Consider the following 19,328-nt stretch of genomic DNA (forward strand, 5'->3'; position numbering starts at 1 on the left):
GGGAAACGTCCAGCGGGCCCTGCGCAGCGCCGACTTCACAGCCCGCGCCTCCCAACGCCGGCGGGATCCGAACCAGCCCCGCCCGACGAGAGCGGGTTCTCCAGCCGTCGTACGAGCGCTGCCATCCACTCCGCGGCCACGGCGCCGTCGATGACGCGGTGGTCGGCCGAGAGCGTCACCGTCATCACCGAGCCGACGCCCAGCTGTCCGTCCTTCTCCACCACCGGCTGCCGCTTCGCCGCGGCGACGGCGAGGATGCCGGCCTGTGGCGGGTTCAGGATCGCGGAGAACTCGTCCACTCCGTACATCCCGAGGTTCGACACCGAGAAGCTCCCGCCCTCCAACTCGTGCTGGTGCAGACGCCCGGTCCGGGCACGTTCCGCGAGATCGGCGAGCCGCGCGCTCAGTTCGCTGACCGTGAGCGTGTGCACGCCGCGTACGACGGGTGTGAGCAGACCGTCCGGCACCGCGACCGCGACCGCCACGTCGACGCCGTCGAAGCGCCGGATGGCGTCGCCGCTCCAGACCGCGTTGGCGGCCGGCACGTCGACGAGGGCCGCGCCCACGGCCTTCACGACGATGTCGTTGACCGAGATCTTTCGCGAGGCCAGCGCATTGGCCTCCTGGCGCAGCGCGAGCAGCTGGTCGACGCGGACGTGGGCCGTGACGTAGAAGTGCGGGACCGTCGTCTTGCTCTCGGTCAGCCTCCGCGCGATCGCCCTGCGCATGCCGCTCAGCGGGACATCGGTGTGCCCTGTGGCAAGGGGCGCTGCCTGGACGGAGGCAGGCGGTGGTGACACAGACTCGACGGCCGCGGTGTAGGCGTCCAGGTCGCGACGGACGATGCGACCGTGCGGTCCCGTACCACGCACGAGCGTGAGATCGATGCCGCGTTCCGCGGCGAGCTTGCGCACGATCGGTGTCGTGAACAGACGACCGCCGGGCTGTGACGCGCCGGCTTTTGGTGTCGGCGCAGGGGCGGCAGACACGGCCGGGGTGGGCGTGGCCTTCGGAGCGGCCTGTGGATGGGGAGCAGGCTCGGGCCGCGTCGGGGTGGGATCCGGCTCGTCGAGCGTGACGGACGCGGCGTCCTCGCCTGCTTCCAGCACGACCGCGATCGGCGTGCCGACGGCCACGGTCGCGCCGGGCTCGGCGAGCAGCTGGCCGACAGTTCCCGCCACCTCGGCCGCGTACTCGACCAGGGCCTTCTCGGTCTCGATCTCGGCGATCGGATCGCCGAGCGAGACATGTGTGCCGACCGCGACCAGCCACTGCGCGACGATCGCCTCGGTCGCGTTGGCCACCACCGACGGCATCCGTACGACATGAGCCATCACTGGCCTCCCAACGCGGCACGGACCGCGAGCAGACCGGAGACGACCTCCTCGGTAGCGGCGATGGCGGCCCGCTCCAGCACCTTGGAGATGCTCGGACTCGCCTCGCCGCCGGTCACCCGGGCGACCGGGTGGTCCAACCAGTCGAAGTAGCGCCGCTGGATCTCGTCCGCGAGCCAGCCGCCGTAGGAGGTGCCACGCGCACCCTGTTCGACGATCAGCACGGCGTTGGTCTTGCGGATGCTCTCGCCGATGGTGTCCCAGTCGATCGAAGCCTGGTCGAGCCACCGCAGATCGACGAGCTCGGCATCGACGCCGGACTGCTCGATCGCCTCCAGGCAGCGCTGCACCATCGACAGGTACGACAGCACCGTCACCTCGCTGCCCTCGCGCCGCACCACGGCGGTGCCGGGCGGGATGACGTAGTCGAGGTCGCCTTCAGGCACGCGGTCGTCCAGGCCGTACAGATCGATGTGCTCGATGACGAGCACCGGGTCCTCCAGCGCGAGCGCCGCGTTCATGAGCCCGACGTAGTCCGCCGCGTTCGACGGGGCGACGATGCGCCAGCCGGGCGCCGTCGCGAAGACGCCTGCGGGATCCATCAGGTGCTGCGAGCCGTAGCCCGAGCCCATCGCCACCTTCGTGCGCAGCACGAACGGCATCGGGTTGGTTCCGCCGAACATGTGGCGGGCCTTGCCGATCTGGTTGAACACCTGGTCGGCGGCGACCCACAGGAAGTCGGGGTACATGAACTCGACGACGGGCCGGAAGCGGCCGTCGAGGGCGATGCCGCCACCCAGCCCCGTGAAGGCGTTCTCGCTGATGGGGGTGCCGAGGACGCGGTGCGGACCGAACTTCTTCACCAGGCCCTTCGTGGCGCCGTTGGTCCCGCCGCCCAGGCGGTGGACATCCTCGCCGAGCACGATGACGCGTGGGTCCTGCTCCATGCGGCGGTCCATCACGGCTGCCACAGCGTCGACGAAGCGGGTGTCGCGCCAGTCGCCACCGTAGGAGGCAGGTTCGAGCGCCTTCAGGGCGTCCAGCTCGCTCGCGTCACCGCGGATGCCCACGTCCACGAACCCGGGGTCGGGCCACAGGTCCGGCTTGATCCGGCGGGTGCCGGGTTCCTGTGGATCCTCCTCGACGAGAGCCTGAGCCGCTTCCCGCATCGCCGCCTGGGCGGCCTCGCGCAGCGCCCGCTCGCCCTCGTCGTCGAGCAGCCGCAGGTTCTTCAGCTCTGTTGCTACACGTATGAGGGGGTCACGCTCACGCCACTCGCTCTCCTCCTGCTTCGTCCGGTAGCCGAAGGCGCTGCCGGGATAGGAACCGTTCTGGTGGAAGAAGCGGTAGACGTCGGCCTCGATCACCGCGGGCCCGTCACCGGCCCGCATCCGAGCGACCGCCTCCTGCGTCGCGAGGTGGACCGCCAGGGGGTCCATGCCGTCGACCTTCCACGACGGGATGCCGAAGCCCTGGCCGCGCACGGAGAGCCGCGGGTCGGCCGCGATCTCCGCGACGTTGGTGGAGACGGCGTACAGGTTGTTCTCGATGAAGAAGGCGACGGGCAGTTTCCACGCCGCTGCGAGGTTGAGGCTTTCGAGCACCGAGCCGATCTGGCCAGAGCCGTCACCGAAGTAGGCGATCGTCGCGTCGTCGGTTCCCGCGTGCCTCTGCGCCCAGGCGTTGCCGGCGGCGAACGGGACGCCACCGCCGACGATCGCGTTCGTGCCGAGAGCGCCGGCCTCCAGCCACTGCAGGTGCATCGAGCCGCCGCGGCCGCCGGAATACCCCTGTGCGAGGCCGAGGATCTCAGCCAGCGTGCGCCGGAGCACATGCCGCACCCCGGCCGGTACGGGCTCGTCGAGGCTCAGCCCCTCGGGGGCAACATGCCCGAGTGCCTTCGCGAGGAACTGGTGATGGCCACGATGGGACCCGGTGACGCCGTCGCTCGAGCGCAGTCCGATGATGGATCCGACCGCGCCGCCCTCCTGGCCGATGCTCGAGTGGGCGGGACCGTGCACGAGGTTCTCACCCGCGAGTTCCAGCACCGTCTCCTCGAACGCGCGGATGAGGTGCAGCTGCACCAGCATGCCGGTCAGCAGCTTCGGGTCGGCGTTCCTCCAGTCGTCCCGCGTCGTCGTCAGCTGTGTCCAGGGCACCCCGGTTTTGAGTGCTCGTCGTTGAGGCATTCTGTCATTCCTTGGCCGTTTCCGGCTTTTCCGGCCGGTCCTTTTTCGACCGGCGAGGCGGCGTTATACAGGGGCAGATATCAGATCTTCGAGTGGTCGCCGAGGTGGTGCCAGGTACGTGCGTGATAGACGAGGGGATTCGCGCCGTCCCCGCCGGTCTCCTGCCCGGCAGACGAACCGGAAGTCTCTATGACGTGCACGACACAAAGAACGGAGTTTCCCGCCTCTATACGCTGCACGATGTTGCCGCGCAGCCAGGCGTAGGCGGCGGGGAAAACAGGCTCACCAGTCGGTAGGCGCGTCCAGGCGGACGTGTCGGCGAAGCGGTCGATGCCGCTCGTGGCGCCGAGCCGGGCCAGCCAGAGCTGATTGGTGCCCACCATGTGGACCACTACGCTCTCGGCACGTTCGAAAGCCGGGCTGCTCGACGAGATCACCGACACCGAGAACACGAGCAGGGGCGGTTCCGTGCTGACCGACGAAAGCGAGCTCACGGTCATGGCGACAGGGCCGTCACCCGGGTCCGCGGTGACGACCGCCACCCCCGACGGATGCAGCCGGAACGCCGATTTGAAGGACTCGGCCGAGACCGAGTCGGCGGCCTCCTCGTCCGTGATCGGTACGACGGTACGCCGTATGGAATTCATGTCTGTCATGAGGCTGGCCATTCCTTTTCCTTTCGCGTCGACGAGTCGGATTGACTTCCGTGGCCGGAGAGGCTGCAACACGTCATCGCAGAAGAAAGCCCCATCGACCTCGACTGGGCTCGGATCAACTATGAGTACCTGAATGACGAGCCGCTATCCGCTCGCGACCACTGAATATCCGCCGCGCGAAACAAGCTTTGATGCCGCGGCGAAGCGGTGGGCGGTGCGAACCTCCCCGCGGCGGGCCGGCAGCGAGGCTGCCACCGGCTTTGCACCGACGAGCCAAGAACATCGCGCTCGATTGGGTCGACGAGGCAAGCGCACCGGGCCGAGACCACGGGAAACTCGGCGGGCAACGTCTACGACAACGCAGCGAAGGGTTTCGTCATGACGTCGATCGAATGCCATTCACCCTCAGCAGGTCGCGCTCGGCGACTGCGTCACCGCTCTGTGGGAGGGGGACGCGATGACCAGCCGGGCTCAGCATCTGACCATCCGCGTCTCGGACGCCGAGCGCTCGGTCGCCTTTTACCAGGCGCTGGGTGCGAAGAAGGCCCTGCGTCCCTACGTGACCGACAAGAAGTTCACGGAACATCTCTTCAACCTGACCGATACCGAGTACATCATGCAGTACCTCGAGTTGCCGGACGGCTTCGGCCTTGAGTTGATCCAGTTCATCCCGTCGCCGAACGACACCTTCAGCCGCCCGCAGCCGGAGAGCGGGTTCATGCACTTCGCCATCCAGGTCGACGACTACGCCGAGACGGTCGCCCGCCTCGAGGCGGCGGGGTTCGAGCCCCCTGCCAACGCCGGCCACTTCGGCAGCCTCTCGGCGACCTTCACCTACGTCCGGGACCCGGACGGGCATGCGATCGAACTGAACGACGCCAGCTGGGAGGAGATCGTCGAGGCTACTGCGGAACTCCATCCCGAGGCCGCCTTGTAGCAGTCGGCGGTGAGAACGGCGGGAGAGCCAGAGCGCGATGCTCTGGCTCTCCCGCCGTCTGTCGCTGCGCGGTCAGCGATGGCGAGGCGCAGCGTGCGATCCGGCGGCGACCGCACCTGACCCGGTGCCGCCGGATCCGTCGAGCACGCGCGGATCAGTGAGCGGCGCTCGCGACGCCGGAGGCGACAGTGCTCAGGTCGTAGTCGCGGTTGCTGGGCAGGTCGAGGTAGGGGAAGCGCTCCACCGTCGCGCGGATCCGCTTGATGCGCTCCCCGTGGTTGCCCCAGTGCACCTCGACCTCGGTGCCAATCTCGCCGTGCGCGATGTCGATCGTGCACTGCGAGATCATGCGGCGGTAGTAGTACGAGTACACGGCGACGGAGGATATGCCCACGGCCTCACCGTCGACGGTGACCAGGTCGGCGTGGCCGCCCGCCGGGGAGGCGGGCGTCGTCGGGAACTCGAAGTTGCGGTATTCGCTGCCCGGTTGGAACTGCGAGGCGAACACGTCGACCACGTCCTCCGGGTTCCACGCGAGCGTCACCGTCTTGCGCGTCGGGTTCTGCGACGCGGCGAGGACGGCGTCCCGGCCGATGAAGTCGTGGTCGAAGTGCGCCATCCACCCCCAGTTGACCTCTTGCGGAGTCCGGAGGCGCGCGAGGACATCGGTCGGTGCGATGCTCCCTGTGAACAGGCCGGCGGCGACCGAGGGGTCCATGGGTTCGTCGGCCGCGGCGCCGTACTCGGAATCCGCTGCGAAGCCGGGGTCGCCGTTCGACGACGGGAAGAAGGTGCATCCCATCTGCGGGAAGCCGCCCTCGGTGTGATTGACCACGTAGGTGCGCCACCCCAGGCGCTTGATGCCGAACTCCTTGCCGGCACGGTAGACGACGTCATAGACCGCCGGTCCGTGCTCCAGCGGGCCACGCAGCTCGTACGCGAGCGTCTGCGCCATGCCGATGCGGGAGAGTTCTATCTCCACCGAGGCGTCGATGCCCGGGATCTGGACGATCGTGATCCCGAGGAAGGCGAGATCCCTCAGGTCCCGCCCGATGACGCGTTCCAGAATCTGGAGCGACGCGGGGCCCGCGACCTGGTAGATGAAGACCTCGCGGAACGAGATGTTCACATCGAGCCCCAGTGCCTTGGCCTGGTAGGCCGGCCACGAACCGGACGCCATCTGCCGGAACGAGTCCTCCGCGTCCCGGACCACGAGTCCGTGGTTCGCGATGAAGCCGTGCTGGTCCGGCATCACGAGATGCTTGGACTTTCCTATCAACCACTTGTGGACGTTGTTGATGCTGACCCGGGAGAGCAGTTCCTGGGCGTCGGGTCCCGCGAAGGTGATCTCGGGCATGGCACTGAGGTTCGATGCGATGTACGCGCCGGTCTTCCACGACATCGACTCGGCTTTCCAGCCGTCGCCCTCCCAGATGTGCAGTTCCCCGAGGACTTCGGCGTACGTGCGGATGTCCGGATACACCGGCACGTCGCGTACGGCAGGGTTGCTTCGGCCATCGCCTGCACTCATCGCCGTTCCGCCAATCTGTCGTCGTTGTCAGATGGCGCTGAGGTTACGATCGGCCCAACGAGTGTCTCTATCCGGCTTCGGTCGGACAATCTCCGATTCGCGCAACAAAGGCACCGCACGACAGCAAGAGGGCCCTGGCTACGGCTCCAGGCCGAAGCGGGCCTTCGCCAGCGATGTGTAGAAGAAGGGCTTGTTCTCCTCTGCCTGCGTCTTCTGCATCTGGGTGGCGAGGAAGTAGTCCTGCAGGGGCACGCCCTTCCGGGTCACGGAGGAGCCGACGGAGCGGAACAGGAGTTCCGTCGCCTCGTGGGACAGCCGGATCGCGGTGTACAGCATGGTGCCGAGCGCGAGCCACTCCTCGAGTGCAGGGATGTCACCGCTGGTCCAGCGTTCGCCGAGGGCCTGATAGTCCCTCGCGGCCGAGTAGACGACGGCCTCCGCGGCGTCGATCGTCGACCGGGCCTCTCCGTACACCAGTTGCGAGTCGGGGTGCTTGTACCGTTCGATCTGCGGAGGGAAGATCCGCTTCTTGGTCAGGATCGTCTGCTCGAACTCGTCGAGAGCAGCGCGCGCCGCGCCCACCTGGATACAGGCGAGGGTGCCCGCGTACAGCGGCCCGATGTGACCGAGGTACAGGGGATTACCGGTGGAGCGGAGACCGATCGTGCCGTCGGGAAAGTTCGTGGACTGCCAGTCGAAGGGAACGGTGCGCTCGTAGGGGACGAACACGTCGTCGACCACGACCGTCTGCGACCCGCTCGCCCCGAGTGCCATCGTGAAACTGGAGTTCCAGTCGTCCTGGATCGCGTAGTCCTGCCGGGGCAGCAGCGCCACGATGGGCATGGGCTCTCCGCCCTCGGACTGGGTGATGGCGGTCACCATCGCGTGTGTCGAGTGCGCGACACCCGACGAGTACGTCCACTGGCCGGAGACGATGTAACCGCCGTCGGCCTGCTTGGCCACGCCCCGGGGGCTGGCTGAGTGCGAGGAGATGAACAGGCCGTTCGCGCCGAAAGCCTCGCGCACGACGTGCTCCGGGAAGTGCGCGACGAGCGGGATGGTGTGAGCCGTGCCCAGCGTCAGGCACCAGCCGATGCCGGGGTCACCACGCGAGATCTCGACCATGACCCTGTACTGGGTCTCCAGACCGAATTCGTAGCCGCCGTATTTCTGCGGCTGCACCAGGCGATAGAAGCCCGCTTTGTCGAAGGCCTCGTGGATCTCGGCGGAGTAGGAGCCCTCTTCCGCGGCCTTGACCCGGTTCTGCCGGAGCATGGGGCGCATGGCGATTGCCCGGGTGATGACCTCCTCCGGAGTCAGGTCCGGTTCTGGGGCCTGCAGGTCACCCACCAGCGCAGTGGTCTCGCGTGACGGCATCGTCGTTTCCCTTCGTCCCTGGTCCCGTGCCACGCCTGAGCGGCGAGGAGCGACAGACCGAGTCAACTTCCGCAGGCCCGAACGGCGCTTGCCCCCGTCGGCAAAATCCGCCTCGCCGTATTGGCTCCATGGACAAAAGGGAACGTCCCCCTGGAGGGAGTGACGGGTACCGTACTGCCGATGCGCCCGGACCGCTCGGGCGCTCGTGTCGAAGGGGACGCGCATGTCCGAGGCCGACTCTTGGGTGCGACGCCTACGCCCCACGGCGCCGCTCGAGGATCTGGAGCCGACCTGCCTGCCGGAGACCTGGCACCGGACGGTCGCCGCAATCGGACTCGAGCCCGCTCTGTGGGCGGTGGAGCTCTCGCAGGAGCACGCGCTGCTGGGCGTGGAACCCGACCTGCGCGGAGCCCGGCGGAAGGAGGCCGCGCGCCGGCTGCAGCCGGCGACCGAGTCCGTGAACATGCGCGCCCTGGTCGTGCTCGCCCATGGATTTCCCACGCCCACCACAGCCACGCCGGAGATGGAGCGGCAGATCGAAAATGCCGTGCGGCGGCGTGTACCGCTGGATCTCGTCCTCGCCCGTGGCCACGCCTCTCACACCGCTTTCGGCGATGCGCTGATCGAGCAGTTCCGCCGTCTCGTACCCGCGGACAAGCAGATGCAGGGACTGTCCGAACTCTCCCGTTACCTCGTCGAGCACGTCAGCGCGTTCGCACTCGCCTGCAACACCGCGTACACCACCGAGGAACAGGCGTGGCTGGGAAGCGTCGAGGGCGTGCGGGGCGAGGTCGTGCGGACCTTGCTGCGAGGCGAGGTACCGGACGTCGACCCCACCCACACGCTGCGTTACGAACTCGCCAACCGGACCCACATCGGCCTGGTTCTGCGCCGGCCGGAACGCGGGGACACCGCTCCGGAGCGCCTCGACCGGAGGGCGACGGAGCTGCTGACCCAGATCGGCGCCGTCGGACACCTCGCGATTCCCACCGACGAGCACGAGGTCTGGGCGTGGGGTGCGTTCGTCGATTCCAGCGTGGCGATGCCCCGCTCGATACCGACGGTTCCGGACCTGCTCGTCACCGTCGGCCGCCCGGCCGCAGGGCTGGAGGGCTTTCGCACGACCCACGACGAGGCGGTGACCGCCGCACGGGTCGCGCGCCTCGCGCCCGCAGGACCCGCAGGACCCCCGGGACCCGTGCCAGGCAGGACCGTCTTCTTCGAGGACGTAAGGCTCGCGGCGTTGCTCACCTCGGACCCCGAACGAGCGGCGAACTTCGTACGGGACGAACTCGGTCCGTTGGGAGGGGCACGCGAGGCGGTGCTGCGCGAAACCGTCCGCGTCTACCTCGAGTGCAACTGCAGCCCCAGGAACGCCGCGGCGCGGTTGAACGTCGTGAAGAACACCGTCGTCTACCGCGTCCAGCGCGCCGAGGAACTGCTCGGGCGTAGCGTGAAGGAACAGCAGGGCATTCTGTGGACGGCCCTGCACCTGGCCCATGTCATCGATCTGGCCGAGATGACTTCCTCAGCATGACCGTCGCCGCATGGGTTGGGACAATGGTCCACAAAGCCGCTGGGCACCGGCGGATGGAGCCGGCTCCCCGGCACCGGAACGGTCGTGCCCGATTGGTGGCCGGGCCTTCAGCCGGTCGTCCTCGCCCCGCACCACCAGCGGATCATCGTGCGCCCCGGAGGCGTCGGTGCCGGAGGGGACAGGGCCGTTGAACTGCCGTCAGATCGCCGCCCGATGGGGTGGTAAGACCTCGGCCGCCGGCGTGGGAAGAGTGCGAGCCAAGGCCCGGCGGGTGGCCGAGCGCGGCTGGCTGGTCAAGGACCAGCGTACTGAGCGTGGACGGAATCTCGTGCCCACCCGCGACCACACCGCGGCCGATCAGTCGAAGACGAGCGGTACCCCCCACAACCACCAGCACATGTCGCGTGTAGTGGCCCGGCATGGGGACGGAAACGACTGCTGCCGATCGGACGGCGCGTCTATGAGACGTCACGAGTGAAGCGCCAGGCCCCGCACCCGAGGGCAAGCGCGAGGTAGAGGGCGAGATCGAGGAGGGCGAAGGAGAGAGAGGGGGTGCGTTCCGGGTGGAGGGAGTGTGGGTGAAGCTGGCCGAGGGTGTCTGCGGCGTTGCTGAGCATGAGCCTGCTGGGCAGGGAAGACCAGCCTTCGACGGCTTTGGCCGCGCCGTAACCGAGGTAGACCAGGGCGAAGAGTGCGGCGATGGCTCCGGCGGTGTGCCGGATGACGGCCCCGAGGCCGTAGCCCACGACGGTGACGACGAACAGGTACAACCCGGCACAGGACACGGCGCGCAGCACGCCCGGTGTGCCCAGGCCGACGTCCAGGTGTTGCTTGGCCAGGACGGTCTGCCCGATGAAGTAGCTGGTGAACGCGGTCAGTTCACCCAGCAGCAGGGCGAATCCGCCGATGACGAGAGTCTTGGCGGTGTAGGCGAGCGCGCGCCGCGGTGTCGCGGTCAGCGTCGAGCGGATCAGTCCGGTGGTGTACTCACTGCTGATGGCCAGCACACCGAGGACGCCGAAGGCGAGGACGGCGAAGGAGAAACCGGAGAGCGAGTCGCCCACCGGATCGAACTGGTCCCGGTCGGCCCTGCTCATGTGCGGCCAGGCGTCGACGGTGTGCGACGTCCATGATGCTCAGCGTCAGGCCGAACGCCACGGCGATGAGGGCGGTGATCCAGGTCGAGCGGAGGGAACGCAGTTTGATGACCTCGGCGGCCATGGCGCCTGTCAGTGCGGTGGGCATCAGTGGCCCGTCCCTTCGGTGCGGTATTCCACGGCGGATTCGGTGAGGTTGAGGTAGGCGTCCTCCAGCGAGGCGCCGACCGGGACGAAGTCGGTGATCGGGACGTCGGCGAGCAGACGTCCTCGTCCGATGACGAGAAGGTGGTCGGCGGTGAGGGCCATCTCGCTCATCACGTGACTGGAGACCAGGACGGTGCGTCCTTCGGTGGCCAGCGACCGCATGAGGCTCCGGATCCACCTGATGCCTTCCGGGTCCAGGCCGTTGGCCGGTTCGTCGAAGATGAGTACCGGTGGGTCGCCGAGCAGGGCGGCGGCGATGCCCAGACGCTGCTTCATGCCGAGCGAGTAGGTGCCGATCCTGCGGTGGGCGACGTCGGTGAGGCCGGTGAGGGCCAGTACCTCCTCGATCCGGGTGCGCCGGATGTGGTTGGTGGCCGCGAGCGCGGCCAGGTGGGCCCGTGCCGTACGGCCCCGGTGGACGGCCGCGGCGTCGAGGAGCGCGCCTACGCGGCGCAGCGGCTGTTCGGCCTGGCGGTAGGGCACGCCGTCCACCAGGGCGCGGCCGGCGTCCGGGGTGTCCAGGCCGAGAACGGCCCGGATGGTGGTCGACTTCCCCGCGCCGTTGGGGCCGAGGAAGCCGGTCACACGGGCCGGCCGGACCTCGAAGGTGAGGTCGTCGACGGCGGCCTTGCGGCCGAAGTGTTTGGTCAGGTGCTCGCATCGAATCACGTCCATGACGATGCCGGGACGGGCAGGACGCTTCGTCTGCCCGCGGGCAGGTTCTTCCGAGCCCGGGTCTGCCGTACGGCATAGGTCCCGTGGACGATGTGGGCAGGAGCGGGAGGGGCATACGCTCAGGTCGTGGAACCGAAGACACGTGCGGTCCCGGAGTCGTTCCGGCCGTATTGGCCGGAGGCCCTTGTCGTTCTGTCGTTGGCGGTGTGCGGCCTGGCGCCGTGGCATGCGCAGGCGATCTTCTGGGGCGGGGTGCCGCTCGCCTTCGCGCTCTTCTGCGTCACGTCCCTGCGCCCGGCCCGCACCGCGGGAATCGCGCTGGCCGCGGCCCTGGCGATGGCGGTGTCCACCGGTCTGCCCAGGTTCGAGCACGCCGGGGCCGTGGTGCCCTTCGCGCTGCTCTTCGCTGTCGCCTGGGCGGTGGGCTTCGCGGTCGGGCAGCGGCGCCGGTATCTGCACGCGCTGGTACGTCAGGAACGCGACCGCGCCGATCAGGAGGCGGCGGCCGAACGGCTGCGGATCGCCCGCGAGCTGCACGACGGCATCGCCCACGCGATGAGCGTGATCTCCGTCCAGGCAGGCTTCGGCCGCCTGGTGCTCGACGACCGTCCCCAGGACGCGCGCGGCGCACTGGAGGCGATCGAGACCACCGGCCGGGAGACCCTCGTCGAGCTGCGCCGCATGCTCGGCGTACTGCGCGACGGCACCCACGACGCGGACGACACGGGCCTGGCCCCCGCCCCGAAACTCGCCGACCTGAACCGTCTCGCCGAGCGGACCCGGCGCTCCGGTCTGCGGATCGACCTCGCGGTCACGGGACACACCAGACCCCTGCCCGTAGGGGTGGAGGCAGCCGCGTACCGGATCGTCCAGGAGGCGCTGACCAACGTGGTCAAGCACGCCGACGCGAGCACCGCGCACGTCACCGTCGCGTACGGGCCGGGCGAACTGACACTCACGGTGATCGACGACGGCGCTACCCGTCCCGCCCCGGGCCACACCGGGCGCGGGCTGACCGGGATGCGTGAGCGCCTCGCCCTCTACGGCGGCACCCTGCAGACGGGGCCGGCCGCGACCGGTGGCTTCCGGGTACGGGCCGGCATCCCCCTGGACGGGCCACAGCCCACCACCGCGGCACGGGAACGGCCGTGACCATACGGGTCCTGGTCGCCGACGATCAGCAGCTGATCCGCATCGGCCTGGCCGGAATCGTGGACACCGCCCCGGACCTCACGTCGATCGGCAGTGTCGCGACGGGCCGGGACGCCGTCACGGCAGCCGCCGAACACCGGCCCGACGTCGTCCTGAGGGACGTCCGGATGCCCGAGATGGACGGCATCGAAGCCACCCGCCGTATCACCGCCGCCGGCCACGCACGCGTCCTGATGCTCACCACCTTCGACCTGGACGAGTACGTCTTCGGCGCACTGCGCGCCGGGGCCAGCGGCTTCCTCCTGAAGGACGCGCCGCCCCTCGACCTGCTGTCCGCCGTCCGCACCGTCGCCCAGGGCGAGGCCCTGCTCGCACCGCGCATCACCAAACGGCTCATCGAGGCATACGTCCACCGGCAGGCACAGCCACCGCACGGTCAGCACCGGCCGCGGCTTCCCGAGGCCGTCACCACCCGCGAACGCGAAGTGCTCCTGCTCATCGCCCAAGGACTCACCAACGCCGAGATCGCCGAACGGCTCTACATCGGCGCCGGCACGGTGAAGACCCACGTCGCCCGGCTCCTGACCAAACTCGACGCCCGAGACCGCGTCCAACTCGTCATCCATGCCTACCGCAGCGGCCTCACCGGCTGATTCCCGGCCCTCGAAAGGCGACGTCGTCCCGGCCGGTCGCGCTCCCTCTTTGGGGTGGGGTCGTTTCCTCCCGCGACGCCGCGTACTCGACTCGACACGGTGAAGGTGTCGCAGGACACCCAGCAAACCTTGTGTCAGCCCGAGCCGGTATCGCGCCTCGCTGCGAAGCGTTGCCACGGCCACGGCCGGATCCGTGTCCAGCGCCGTCAAAGGCGGATTCCAGCAGGGATTCTCCGGAGTTTTCGCAACTCGGATGGCCACGGTCGGCATATGGATCGCGGAGCCCGGTCCGGATCCCAAGACTGGACGGGCGAGCGACGGGAGGCCTGCCTCGACTTTCAGGTGCGGCTCCCCGAGTAGCACACCCACATCTAGGAGCGAGCATGTCGGAGAAGCCCACTGTCGGCTGGATCGGAACGGGCAGGATGGGCGCGCAGCTCGTGCTGCGGCTGCTGAAGGCGGGCTATGACGTCACGGTCTACAACCGTACGGCGGCGAAGGCGCAGCCCCTCGTGGACCAGGGCGCCAAGTTCGTGCCCCGCCCGGTGGACCTGTCCGACCGCGACGTGGTGTTCGTCATGGTGTCCACCTCCAGCGACCTCGCCCAGGTGACCACCGGTGAGAACGGGCTGCTGACCGACCCCGCTGCGGCTCCGGGCATCATCGTGGACTCGTCGACGGTGTCCACCCAGGCCAGTGAGGTGCTGCGGGCCGCGGCGGACGAGCGCGGCACCTCGCTGCTCGCCGCACCGGTGAGCGGGAATCCGAAGGTCATCGCCGCGAACAAGCTGACCGCCGCGGTGTCCGGTCCCCGGGAGGCCTTCGAGGCCGTCAAGGACCTGCTGGCTCAGTACGGCCGCGGGGTCACCTACGTCGGCGAGGGCGAGGTCGCCAGGCTGGTGAAGATCGCGCACAACCTGTTCCTCGGCGTGGTGACCCAGTCCCTGGCGGAGATCACGGTGCTCGCCGAGAAGGGCGGGGTCAGGCGCGCCGACTTCCTGGCCTTCCTCAACGACTCGGTGATGGGCTCGACGTTCACTCGCTACAAGTCGCCGGCCCTGGTCAACCTGGACTTCACGACCACCTTCACCAATGTCCTGCTGCAGAAGGACTTCGACCTCGGCCTGGACGCCGGGCACGAGCTGGGGGTCCCGATGCCCCTCGCCTCCGCCACCCGCCAGATCGTCGCCCAGGAGGTCGGGGCCGGCAACACGGAGCTGGACTTCGCCACCCTCATCCTCACCGTCGCGAAGGGGGCGGGGATTTCCCTGGAGGCGGAGAACGTCCCGGTCGACGACGGACTGGAGACGCAGCGGTGAGCGGACGTGACGAACGGGCCTTCCAACGCCCCTCCCAGCGGCCGCCGGACGTGCGCCCGCTGAGCGCCCCCGGGCAGAACGGCGTGGACTACGAGCACCGGGTCGACTTCGACCGGCTGCGCCGTTACCGGCTCTCCCGGGCGAAGGCCGCGCTGGAGGCCAGCGACTGCGGCGCGTTCCTGCTCTTCGACTTCTACAACATCCGCTACACGACCCAGACCTGGATCGGCGGCGCGCTGGGCGACAAGATGATCCGCTACGCCCTTCTCATGCGTGGACGTGATCCCATCCTGTGGGATTTCGGTTCCGCCGTGCGCCACCACAAGCTGTACTCGGACTGGGTGCCGGACGACCACTACCGTGCCGGCTTCCTGGGCTTTCGCGGGGCGGTGGACCCCGAGGGCGCGGGATTGATGGTCGACGCCGTCGCGGAGATCAAGTCGCTGCTCACCGAGGCGGGCCTGGCCGACAGCCCGCTCGGGGTGGACATCGTGGAGCCGCCCTTCCTGTTCGAGCTGCAACGGCAGGGCATCTCGGTCGCCGACGCCCAGCAGCACATGCTGGACGCACGCGTGATCAAGTCGCCCGACGAGATCATGCTGCTCAACCAGGCGGCCGCCATGGTCGACGGGGTCTACCAGGACATCGTCGGCGCTCTGAAGCCCGGAGCGCGGGAGAACGAGATCGTCGCTCTGGCCAACAAGCGGCTCTACGAGTACGGATCCGACCAGGTCGAGGCGATCAACGCGATCTCCGGGGAGCGCTGCAACCCGCACCCGCACAACTTCACCGATCGCATCATCCGCCCCGGCGACCAGGCCTTCTTCGACATCATCCACTCGTTCAACGGCTACCGGACCTGCTACTACCGCACCTTCGGGGTCGGCTGGGCGACCACCAGCCAGCGCGACGCCTACCAGCAGGCCCGCGCGTGGATGGACAGCGCGCTGGACGCCATCAAACCGGGCGTCGGCAGCGACGAGGTCGCGGCGGTCCTGCCGCGAGCACAGGACTTCGGCTTCGATGACGAACTGTCCGCCTTCGGCCTGCAGTTCGCCCACGGCCTGGGTCTGGGCCTGCACGAGCGACCCATCATTTCGCGGCTGAACTCCATGAAGGACCCGGTCGAACTCAAGGCGGGCATGGTCTTCGCGATGGAGACCTACTGCCCCGCATCCGACGGCATCTCCGCGGCCCGGATCGAGGAGGAAGTCGTCGTGACCGACTACGGCACCGAAATCCTGACCCGATTCCCGGCACAGGAACTGTTCGTCGCCCATGCCTACTAATGCCGCTGACAACGACGTCAAGCGAGGAAGGACTCCCATGACCACCATCGATACCAATATCCAGTCCGCTCTTGCCGAGCAGGCAGAAACGCGTGCCCAGCTGGTTGCAACCGCGCACGAGCTCATTCCGTTGCTGCGCAAGAACGGCGAGCAGTCCGAGCGCGACCGGCGGCTCGTGGACGAGTCGGCCCTGGCCATGCGTTCCGCAGGACTGCTGCAGGCATGCGGTCCTCGCCGGGCCGGCGGCTCCGGAGGCAACGCACAGACCCTGATCGAGGTCGTTTCGGAGCTCTGCCGGGGCGACGGATCGGCGGGGTGGGTCGCGATGATCGCCAACATGACCGCCTGGACCATGGGGCTGCTTCCCGACGATGCTCGGGACGCGGTCTACGGCGACGACCCGCACACCGTCTCCATCAGCCAGTTCGGCGCCGGGGGGACCGGTGTACCGACGAAGGACGGATACCGGATCACCGGCAAGTGGCCCTTCGCGTCCGGCTGTTACCAAGCGCAGTGGACGATCAGCGGCTTCATGGTACTGGACGACGCGGGAAAGCCTCAGGAGATCCGGTGGGCCCTCATGCCCATCGCGGAGATGGAGATCAAGGACAGCTGGTACGTCGCCGGTATGGCCGGCACGGGCAGCAACACTCTCATCGCTGACGATCTGGTCGTCCCGAAACACTGGACCATCGATGCCGACACGTTCCTGGGCCGCACCTTCCCCCGCTGGCACAGCGACGAGACGGCGTATCGGTCTTCGGTGAGCGCCATCGCGTGCCTCGGCCTCGGTGCCCCGCTCTTGGGAATGGCCGAAGCCGTCTGGGACATCACCGTCGAGGTCATGAACGGCGGCCGGTCGATCTCGAACTGGAACTACGACGACGCCCGTGAGTCGCCGGGGTGGCGCTCGGCACTCGCCGAGGCGCGGACCGCCATCGACACCGGCCGGCTTCATCTGCTGCGCGGCGCGCAGGACATGGATCGCGCGGCCCAGGAGGACCGTGTGCTCAGCCTCGATGAAAGGGCACGGCTCAAGAGCGACCAGGCGATCGCGACGACCAATCTCCGAACGGCCGTCGATCTCCTCCTGGACATCAACGGCACGAGGAGCTTCGCGCTGTCGAACCCGCTGCAGAGGTTCTGGCGCGATTTCGGCACCGCCAGCCGGCACGGACTCAACAACGGGCCCCTGAACCGTGAGGCGTACGCACTCAGTCTGACCGGGCTCGACATGTCGCGTTACGCGATGTTCCTGTGAGCGGCACAGGCTCCTTGTAAGTCACACCTGGACGCGGCCTGTTTCGCGAAGCGGATGTGCGGGCTTCTGGACCGGATAGCTGGTGGCCCGAACGGAACATACCCTCCTGAAAACCCCATCAATGGCGAGGAAATGAGCGAGGAATGAGCGATGAACGTGGACCCGGGCTGTTGACGGTCAAAGACGTTCCGGCCTATCCGGATGTACCGACGTACTTCAACATCGGAGGGACGCTCGCGGTCTGGGAGGGGGACGACTGGAAGTCGACCTCGCTGTCATGGAAAACGGGCTGTTATATCGCCTCGAATCTCAGTTTCATGCCCGAGGTGACCTTCAGCGGCCCGGACGCGCAGGAACTTCTTTCCCGGGTGAGCATCAACAACGTCTACACATGGTCGATCGGCAAGTCCAAGCATCTGGTGATGCCCGACGAGAACGGACTCATCGCCAACCATGCGCTGACCGTCCGCGACAGCGAGGACTCGTTCCGGCAGCTTGCCTCGCCGGTGCCGTGGGCCGCCCACAAGGCACAGTCCCTCGGTCTCGACGTGCGGATCAGCACACGCGACATCTTCGTCTTCCAGGTGGCCGGCCCCACGTCACTGCAGGTCCTGGAGCGGCTGACCGGGGAGCAACTGCGTGATGTCGCCTTTCTCGCGAGCAAGAAGGTCGCCATCGCCGGTGTCGATACGGAGGTGGACGTCGAGCTGTCCCGCATCGGCATGGCCGGCACGCTCGCCTATGAACTGCGCGGACCCATCGAGAACGGGCCCGCCGTGTTCGACGCCGTTTACCAGGCGGGCCAGGGCCTTGGGATCAAGCGACTGGGCTGGCGCACCTACGTCGTGAACCACACCGAGGGCGGCTTCCCCCAACAGGGCTGTACGTTCCTGCCCTCGGCGTACTTCGACGCCGGTTTCCTCTCCGACCCTGCGTTCGGTGCGACGGTTCCCCCGCTGCGCGAGGGAGCGGGGCTGACAGGCAGCGCCGATCCCACCGACCACCGAGCCCGCCTGCGCACACCGCACGAGGTGAACTGGGGCTGGATGGCTAAGTTCGACCATGACTTCTTCGGCCGTGAGGCGATCGAGGCCGAAGCCGCCGTTCGGCGCCGCAAGACCGTGACGCTGCGGTGGAACAAGGAGGACATCCTGGATGTCTTCGCTTCGCAGTTCGAGCCGGGCGAGGAGTACAAGCACTTCGAGTTCCCGACCACACCACAGTCTCCGGCGGGCGGCCACGCCGACCTCGTCACCAAGGGCGGTCAGGTCGTGGGCATCTCCTCCCTCGCCGTGTACTCCTACTACTACCGCCAGATGCTCTCCCACTGCGCCATCGACGTGGACCAGGCGGAGATCGGCAACGAGGTAGTCGTCCAGTGGGGCGACCACGGCGGGCGCATCAAGCCGGTACGCGCCGTCGTCGAGCGGTTCCCGTACCTCGATCTGCCCCGCAACGAGGCCGTGGACCTCAGCTCCATTCCCTCCGGCGTGGCGGCCGCCTGACATCCGGCGCTTCATGGTGAAAGGAAAGCGACAGTGACAAGTACCCAGACCGCTCCCCCGAAGACCGCCACCGGACGGGAGACGCAGGAAGGACGGCTGATCGTGCAGGGCGAGGACCGGCCCGGCGTCGTCGCGGCCGTCTCCTCCGTACTCGCCCAGGCCGGAGCGAACATCGTCTCCCTGGACCAGCACTCCACAGACCCGGTCGGCGGACGGTTCTACCAGCGCACCGTCTTCCGCCTCGCGGGACTGGGCGCCGCGCGGCCCCAGTTGGAGAGGGCCCTGGACCGCGAGATACGTGACAAGCTCGGTCTGGAATGGCGGCTCTCGGAGGCGGGCAGGCGTAAGCGGGTGGCGATCTTCGCCTCCAAGACCGATCACTGTCTGCTGGACCTGCTGTGGCGTCAGCAGCACGGGGAACTGAACGTCAAGGTCGAGATGGTCGTGTCGAACCACCCCGACCTGGCCGACCAGGTGCGGCGGTTCGACATCCCGTACTTCTATGTGCCGGTGATCGACGGGCACCGCCTCCATCCGCTCGTCCGGGGGCTCGGCGGGAACGTCCGCACCGCGGACAGCACGCAGTAGATGAAGGGAACGTAAATTTTT

General features: G+C 68.2%; 16 protein-coding genes. 9 read left to right on the forward strand and 7 right to left on the reverse strand.

All coding sequences use genetic code 11. From position 1 onward, the window contains the following. Positions 1-35 precede the first annotated feature (35 nt). The 3 genes from ABZ646_RS18855 to ABZ646_RS18865 all read right to left on the reverse strand — a co-directional run bounded on the left by ABZ646_RS18855 (position 36) and on the right by ABZ646_RS18865 (position 4,191). The gene (locus tag ABZ646_RS18855; protein ID WP_360519887.1) at positions 36-1,334 is read right to left on the reverse strand and encodes a dihydrolipoamide acetyltransferase family protein; all 1,299 of its coding nucleotides are present in this window, start codon (positions 1,332-1,334) and stop codon (positions 36-38) included. Continuing rightward, the gene (locus ABZ646_RS18860; protein WP_360519889.1) at positions 1,334-3,523 is read right to left on the reverse strand and encodes a thiamine pyrophosphate-dependent enzyme; all 2,190 of its coding nucleotides are present in this window, start codon (positions 3,521-3,523) and stop codon (positions 1,334-1,336) included. The genes ABZ646_RS18855 and ABZ646_RS18860 overlap by 1 nt, the downstream gene beginning before the upstream one ends. Before the next feature lie 80 nt (positions 3,524-3,603). After that, the gene (locus tag ABZ646_RS18865; RefSeq protein ID WP_360519891.1) at positions 3,604-4,191 is read right to left on the reverse strand and encodes a flavin reductase family protein; all 588 of its coding nucleotides are present in this window, start codon (positions 4,189-4,191) and stop codon (positions 3,604-3,606) included. 445 nt (positions 4,192-4,636) lie between these two features. On the opposite strand from ABZ646_RS18865, the gene ABZ646_RS18870 reads away from it, so the two are divergent. Next, positions 4,637-5,116: a VOC family protein gene (locus ABZ646_RS18870; RefSeq protein ID WP_360519893.1), complete on the forward strand. Its 480-nt coding sequence runs from the start codon at positions 4,637-4,639 to the stop codon at positions 5,114-5,116. A gap of 154 nt (positions 5,117-5,270) precedes the next feature. Here ABZ646_RS18870 and ABZ646_RS18875 read toward each other — a convergent pair whose 3' ends face one another. Beyond that, entirely contained in the window at positions 5,271-6,605 is a 1,335-nt protein-coding gene (locus tag ABZ646_RS18875; protein WP_360519895.1) for an aminomethyl transferase family protein, read from the reverse strand. A 180-nt stretch (positions 6,606-6,785) separates the two neighbouring features. Next, complete coding sequence (locus ABZ646_RS18880) at positions 6,786-8,024, reverse strand: acyl-CoA dehydrogenase family protein (protein ID WP_360519897.1); 1,239 nt, start codon at positions 8,022-8,024, stop codon at positions 6,786-6,788. Positions 8,025-8,247: 223 nt separating this feature from the next. Here ABZ646_RS18880 and ABZ646_RS18885 point away from each other — a divergent pair, with 223 nt between their 5' ends. Then, positions 8,248-9,561 (forward strand): helix-turn-helix domain-containing protein, encoded by a 1,314-nt coding sequence (locus ABZ646_RS18885; protein ID WP_360519899.1) that lies wholly within the window; start codon positions 8,248-8,250, stop codon positions 9,559-9,561. Between the two features lie 458 nt (positions 9,562-10,019). Here the strand turns inward: ABZ646_RS18885 and ABZ646_RS18890 are convergent, their stop codons facing one another. Both ABZ646_RS18890 and ABZ646_RS18895 read right to left on the reverse strand, forming a co-directional pair. Continuing rightward, positions 10,020-10,658: a hypothetical protein gene (locus ABZ646_RS18890; RefSeq protein WP_360519901.1), complete on the reverse strand. Its 639-nt coding sequence runs from the start codon at positions 10,656-10,658 to the stop codon at positions 10,020-10,022. A 147-nt stretch (positions 10,659-10,805) separates the two neighbouring features. Next, positions 10,806-11,540 carry an ATP-binding cassette domain-containing protein gene (locus ABZ646_RS18895; protein ID WP_360519903.1) on the reverse strand — a complete coding sequence of 245 codons (735 nt, stop codon included), beginning with the start codon at positions 11,538-11,540 and terminating at the stop codon, positions 10,806-10,808. Between the two features lie 126 nt (positions 11,541-11,666). Here ABZ646_RS18895 and ABZ646_RS18900 point away from each other — a divergent pair, with 126 nt between their 5' ends. The 7 genes from ABZ646_RS18900 (at position 11,667) to ABZ646_RS18930 (ending at position 19,307) form a co-directional block, all read left to right on the forward strand. Further along, positions 11,667-12,692: a sensor histidine kinase gene (locus tag ABZ646_RS18900; RefSeq protein ID WP_360519905.1), complete on the forward strand. Its 1,026-nt coding sequence runs from the start codon at positions 11,667-11,669 to the stop codon at positions 12,690-12,692. Beyond that, positions 12,689-13,345, forward strand: coding sequence for a response regulator transcription factor (locus ABZ646_RS18905; RefSeq protein ID WP_360519907.1), 657 nt, complete (start codon positions 12,689-12,691; stop codon positions 13,343-13,345). Before ABZ646_RS18900 ends, ABZ646_RS18905 begins: the two co-directional genes overlap by 4 nt. A 383-nt stretch (positions 13,346-13,728) precedes the next feature. Beyond that, complete coding sequence (locus ABZ646_RS18910) at positions 13,729-14,664, forward strand: NAD(P)-dependent oxidoreductase (protein WP_360519909.1); 936 nt, start codon at positions 13,729-13,731, stop codon at positions 14,662-14,664. Then, a complete protein-coding gene (locus tag ABZ646_RS18915) occupies positions 14,661-15,953 on the forward strand; it encodes a Xaa-Pro peptidase family protein (RefSeq protein WP_360519911.1) in 1,293 nt (430 codons plus the stop codon). The genes ABZ646_RS18910 and ABZ646_RS18915 overlap by 4 nt, the downstream gene beginning before the upstream one ends. Before the next feature lie 37 nt (positions 15,954-15,990). Beyond that, positions 15,991-17,214 (forward strand): hypothetical protein, encoded by a 1,224-nt coding sequence (locus tag ABZ646_RS18920; RefSeq protein WP_360519913.1) that lies wholly within the window; start codon positions 15,991-15,993, stop codon positions 17,212-17,214. A gap of 143 nt (positions 17,215-17,357) precedes the next feature. Further along, positions 17,358-18,719 (forward strand): aminomethyl transferase family protein, encoded by a 1,362-nt coding sequence (locus tag ABZ646_RS18925; RefSeq protein ID WP_360519915.1) that lies wholly within the window; start codon positions 17,358-17,360, stop codon positions 18,717-18,719. A 33-nt stretch (positions 18,720-18,752) separates the two neighbouring features. Further along, positions 18,753-19,307, forward strand: a complete 555-nt coding sequence (locus ABZ646_RS18930; protein ID WP_360519917.1) for an ACT domain-containing protein — start codon at positions 18,753-18,755, stop codon at positions 19,305-19,307. The last annotated feature ends 21 nt before the right edge of the window (positions 19,308-19,328 follow it).

It is taken from the genome of Streptomyces sp. NPDC007162, from assembly GCF_040634175.1.
Lineage (GTDB): Bacteria > Actinomycetota > Actinomycetes > Streptomycetales > Streptomycetaceae > Streptomyces.

Excerpts from the sequence above, each read along its gene's own strand:
- ABZ646_RS18870 (WP_360519893.1), top strand. The coding sequence starts at position 4,637 with ATGACCAGCCGGGCTCAGCATCTGACCATCCGCGTCTCGGACGCCGAG.
- ABZ646_RS18895 (WP_360519903.1), bottom strand. The coding sequence starts at position 11,540 with ATGGACGTGATTCGATGCGAGCACCTGACCAAACACTTCGGCCGCAAG.
- ABZ646_RS18885 (WP_360519899.1), top strand. The coding sequence starts at position 8,248 with ATGTCCGAGGCCGACTCTTGGGTGCGACGCCTACGCCCCACGGCGCCG.
- ABZ646_RS18920 (WP_360519913.1), top strand. The coding sequence starts at position 15,991 with ATGACCACCATCGATACCAATATCCAGTCCGCTCTTGCCGAGCAGGCA.
- ABZ646_RS18855 (WP_360519887.1), bottom strand. The coding sequence starts at position 1,334 with ATGGCTCATGTCGTACGGATGCCGTCGGTGGTGGCCAACGCGACCGAG.
- ABZ646_RS18910 (WP_360519909.1), top strand. The coding sequence starts at position 13,729 with ATGTCGGAGAAGCCCACTGTCGGCTGGATCGGAACGGGCAGGATGGGC.
- ABZ646_RS18860 (WP_360519889.1), bottom strand. The coding sequence starts at position 3,523 with ATGCCTCAACGACGAGCACTCAAAACCGGGGTGCCCTGGACACAGCTG.
- ABZ646_RS18880 (WP_360519897.1), bottom strand. The coding sequence starts at position 8,024 with ATGCCGTCACGCGAGACCACTGCGCTGGTGGGTGACCTGCAGGCCCCA.
- ABZ646_RS18865 (WP_360519891.1), bottom strand. The coding sequence starts at position 4,191 with ATGGCCAGCCTCATGACAGACATGAATTCCATACGGCGTACCGTCGTA.
- ABZ646_RS18890 (WP_360519901.1), bottom strand. The coding sequence starts at position 10,658 with ATGAGCAGGGCCGACCGGGACCAGTTCGATCCGGTGGGCGACTCGCTC.
- ABZ646_RS18925 (WP_360519915.1), top strand. The coding sequence starts at position 17,358 with ATGAGCGATGAACGTGGACCCGGGCTGTTGACGGTCAAAGACGTTCCG.